This window comes from Devosia sp., from assembly GCF_017307565.1.
Taxonomy (GTDB): domain Bacteria; phylum Pseudomonadota; class Alphaproteobacteria; order Rhizobiales; family Devosiaceae; genus Devosia.
This window is the reverse complement of record NZ_JAFKHD010000108.1, coordinates 1-3,724: the sequence shown is the minus strand read 5'-3', so window position 1 is coordinate 3,724 and position 3,724 is coordinate 1. Positions and strand designations below refer to the sequence as shown.

Sequence of the window (3,724 nt, the reverse complement as noted above, 5' to 3'; positions counted from 1 at the left end):
CCAGGCTAGACTTTAGAGAACCTGAAGTCGTTCCTGCAGCTGCTGGCGGTACAGCTGTTGTCTGCCGTGACGGAAGCGATGGCGCGTCACGAGGTGGCACGGCAGGCAGTCCCTCATGGACCAGCGCATTGGCCTTATCGGTCGTTCTCACTGTTCCCAGTGTGCTAACGAATTCGCCACTCGTTTGCATGAGACGCGCACTCGCCTGCGACGAGTAGCCAAGGCCGAAAAAGAAGGCGCGCATATTTTATCCCCGGCCCCCGGCCAATTCACAGTCAGCTCAGGGTGAGCCGAAAATGTCGGTCTTCGGGAACCGGAGCGTACATTGGCTACGTGAGCACCGGAAGCGCAGAAGATCGACGTTTGCAGGCCACCATCAGCTGAATGTGGATTGGCCGTCAGAAGTCCAGGTCGGCATATCCCTTGCTCGGCTGCATGGCAACGACCCGGTCGTTGAGCAGCGTCCGGAAAGCGGGGCGGGATTTGAGGCGCGAATACCAGTCGCGGGTTTCGGCGGCCTTGGACCAGTCGATATCGCCCATATAGTCGAGCGTCGAAAGATGCGCGGCGAGCGCGAAATCGGCCAGGGTCATGTCGTCGCCCGCCAGCCACTTCCGGCTTGCCAGCAACCAGTTGAAATAGAGCATGTGCTCGGCCAGGTTCGCCTTGGCCGCACGCAGCACCGAAGGCTCGGGCGAGGCGCCCGGAATGTCGCGCTTGGCGATCTTTTCCTCGAACAGATAGCGGGTCACTTCATCGTTGAATTTTACCAGCATCCATTCGATCAGCCTCCACATTTCGGCCCGATCGAGAGGGTGGGTAGGCACGAGGCCACCCACGGTCTCAAGCGTGTAGATATCCTCGACCACATGGATGGATGCGAGAATGCCAATGATCGGCACATCGTCATCCGTCACCAGAATGGGCAGGGTCGCGGCCGGGTTGAGATCGAGCAGATGCGGCTCGCGCAGCCAGGGCTTTATCTCTTCGACGTCCAGCGGCACGCCATATTCGGCACACATGAGCCGGATGAGGCGCGAAGCTGGATCGAGAGGATAGTGCACGAGTGTCGGCATGAAGGGGACCCGGTTGACGCGAAGCTGGTCTGCTGCTCCCTCGCTTGGCGCAGTGGACGAACACCGATAAGAGAGTGGGCAAAATGGCCCATGAGACGAGTTAGGAGATCAGATGAACGCCGATCAAGGTCTTTTTGTGCCCCTTATTCTGGGAATTATTGAAGGCCTTACCGAATTCCTACCGGTCAGCTCTACTGGACACCTTTTGTTAGCAGGTCATTTCTTCGGCCTGACCCAGCCTGCGACCTTTGTGGTGCTGGTTCAGCTCGGCGCTATTCTGGCTGTTATCACCGTCTATTTCGCCAAGCTGGGCCTGCTCATCCGTGACGCCCTGACGGGAAAACCCCAGGCCTGGCAGTTCGCCCTCTCGGTGTTCCTTGCCTGTTTCCCGGCCGTCGTCGCCGGCGTGCTGCTGCGCGATTTCATCCAGGGCGATCTCTGGGGATCGGCGGCGCTGATCTGCTGGACGCTGCTGATCGGCGGCTTCATCCTGCTCATCGTCGACCGGCTCAAGCTCGAGCCAAAGTACGACGATATCTACACTTTTCCCTGGCACCTCGCCGTGATCATCGGCCTTTTCCAGGTACTCTCGCTGGTGCCGGGCGTATCGCGTTCGGGTTCGACCGTGGTGGGCGGCATGCTGTTCGGCGCGACCAAGCGCGCCGCGGCCGAGTTCACCTTCTTCATTGCCCTGCCGATCATGGTCGGCGCCTTCGGCTATGACCTCTACAAGAGCCGCGACCTCATCGATGGCTCGATTGCCCTCAACGTCGCGATCGGCTTTGCCGCCGCTTTCGTCGTCGGCGCCATCGTCGTCCGGTATCTGCTCAACTTCATCTCCCGCTACGGCTTTGCCCCCTTTGCCTGGTGGCGCATCGCGGTCGGGATTTTCGGGTTGATCGGGATTTATTTCTTCGGCCGCTAGGCCAGAAGAAGACTCCAGCGCCAAACAAAAAGCCCTCCCGGTCGGGAGGGCTTTTCATTTTCAGGGCCCGAAGCGCCTAGCGCCTGGCCGGATCGACGCCCTTATAGGTCGCCGGGATCGAGAAGTAGGAGCGCGGAATGTCGACGCCCTTTTCGACATCGTAGAGCGAGAAGGTCAGTTCCGACCCGCTCGGTTCAACCAGGCTCCACTGCGCCAGGTCCTTGGTCTCGACGTCGAAAATCAGCGACACCTGCACGGTGCCGGCCACGGTCTCGTCGATCACCGTGATGGCCATGTAGCCATCGGACAAGGTGACATCGATCACATTGGCATTGAGCAGGTCGATCTTGTCGCCGAGAAACTGGCGCAGCGGGATCGTGTCCTGGGGATAGGCGTAATAGGTCTCGTCCTTGCGGTTGAGCACATAGAAACCACGCCCCACCGAGACGATCTCTTCGCGGCTCGGCGGATTGTAGCGGAAACGCACCTTGTCGGGCCGTTCAAGGAAGAAGGTGCCCTCGGTCCGGCCGCCATTGGTGTCGATCTGCAGGAAGCGCCCAACCATGGTCTTGATCGCCGAATTATGCGCATTGATCTCGGAGATCAGCTGCTGTTCCTCGGGCGTCAGCGTCCTGCCCTGACCCAGGGCCGGGACGACAGGAGCCAGAGCGGCGGCAACACCAAGAAGCAGAACGTGGCGGCGGCGAATCATCGGCGGGATATCCTCGCGGGTTTTTAGTCTGATAAACTAACCTAGGAAGCAATTGCGGCAAGAGGTGGAAAGTTCCACCGGCCAAGAAGGGACGACAATGCGCAAATTGGTGATGAGCTTAACACTTGTTCTGGCGACGACATTGCCGGCCCTGGCGGCCCTGCCACCGCAATACCAGAGACGCGCTGAATTGACTGCAGTCCTCAATGTCGCGACCGAGACTTTGGGCATTGGCAATATCATCGACGCCATCGAATTGACCGGCCCCGATGTCTATGCCGTCCGCTCCGGCAGTTGCACGCTCACCGTGCGCATCGTCGATGCAGCAAAGGAACATGCGCCCGGCTGGGTCGGCCCCCGCGAGTTCGAGGCGGTGCCCGATCCGCTCGCCTGCTGAAACACAAAAGCCCCGGACACGGCCGGGGCTTTTTTCACATAGGTAAAATCACCTAGTAGCCGTCGGCATTGTTCCCGACGAGGATTTCGCGCTTGCCGGCATGGTTGGCCGGGCTGATGACGCCCTCGCGTTCCATCCGCTCGATCAGCGTTGCCGCCTTGTTATAGCCGATGGCGAGGCGACGCTGGACATAGGAGGTCGAAGCCTTCTTGTCCGTCAGAACGACATGGACGGCCTTGTCATAGAGCTCGTCGCCCGAGCCGGCATAGTCGTCGCCGCCACCGGACGAGCCGCCATCCATGCCGCCTTCGTCTTCGTCGGCCGTAACGGAATCAAGGTAATCCGGGGCGCCCTGGCTCTTGAGATGGTTGACCACCGCCTCGACTTCGCCATCGGACACGAAGGCGCCGTGGAGACGCTTGGTGCGACCGCCCGAGGCCATGTAGAGCATATCGCCATTGCCCAGCAGCTGTTCGGCGCCCTGCTCACCCAGAATGGTGCGCGAGTCGATTTTCGACGTCACCATGAAGGAGATACGGGTTGGGAAGTTGGCCTTGATCGTACCGGTGATGACGTCCACGGACGGACGCTGCGTGGCGGTCACGATGTGGATA

5 protein-coding genes are annotated in these 3,724 nt (G+C 60.2%); 2 read left to right on the top strand and 3 right to left on the bottom strand.

The window, feature by feature from the left end; genetic code table 11:
- Nucleotides 1-398: 398 nt before the first annotated feature.
- Nucleotides 399-1,076 carry a glutathione S-transferase family protein gene (locus tag J0I64_RS03240; protein ID WP_291406184.1) on the bottom strand — a complete coding sequence of 226 codons (678 nt, stop codon included), beginning with the start codon at nucleotides 1,074-1,076 and terminating at the stop codon, nucleotides 399-401.
- Between the two features lie 112 nt (nucleotides 1,077-1,188).
- Here J0I64_RS03240 and J0I64_RS03235 point away from each other — a divergent pair, with 112 nt between their 5' ends.
- Complete coding sequence (locus J0I64_RS03235; protein WP_291406183.1) at nucleotides 1,189-2,001, top strand: undecaprenyl-diphosphate phosphatase; 813 nt, start codon at nucleotides 1,189-1,191, stop codon at nucleotides 1,999-2,001.
- 76 nt (nucleotides 2,002-2,077) lie between these two features.
- Here the strand turns inward: J0I64_RS03235 and J0I64_RS03230 are convergent, their stop codons facing one another.
- Nucleotides 2,078-2,713, bottom strand: a complete 636-nt coding sequence (locus J0I64_RS03230; protein ID WP_291406182.1) for an outer-membrane lipoprotein carrier protein LolA — start codon at nucleotides 2,711-2,713, stop codon at nucleotides 2,078-2,080.
- Nucleotides 2,714-2,825: 112 nt separating this feature from the next.
- On the opposite strand from J0I64_RS03230, the gene J0I64_RS03225 reads away from it, so the two are divergent.
- On the top strand, nucleotides 2,826-3,110 hold the full coding sequence (locus J0I64_RS03225) for a hypothetical protein (protein ID WP_291406181.1): 285 nt from the start codon (nucleotides 2,826-2,828) through the stop codon (nucleotides 3,108-3,110).
- Between the two features lie 52 nt (nucleotides 3,111-3,162).
- On the opposite strand, the gene J0I64_RS03220 is transcribed toward J0I64_RS03225, so the two are convergent.
- Nucleotides 3,163-3,724: DNA translocase FtsK (locus tag J0I64_RS03220; protein WP_291406180.1), on the bottom strand; the 562-nt coding region annotated here is incomplete at its 5' end.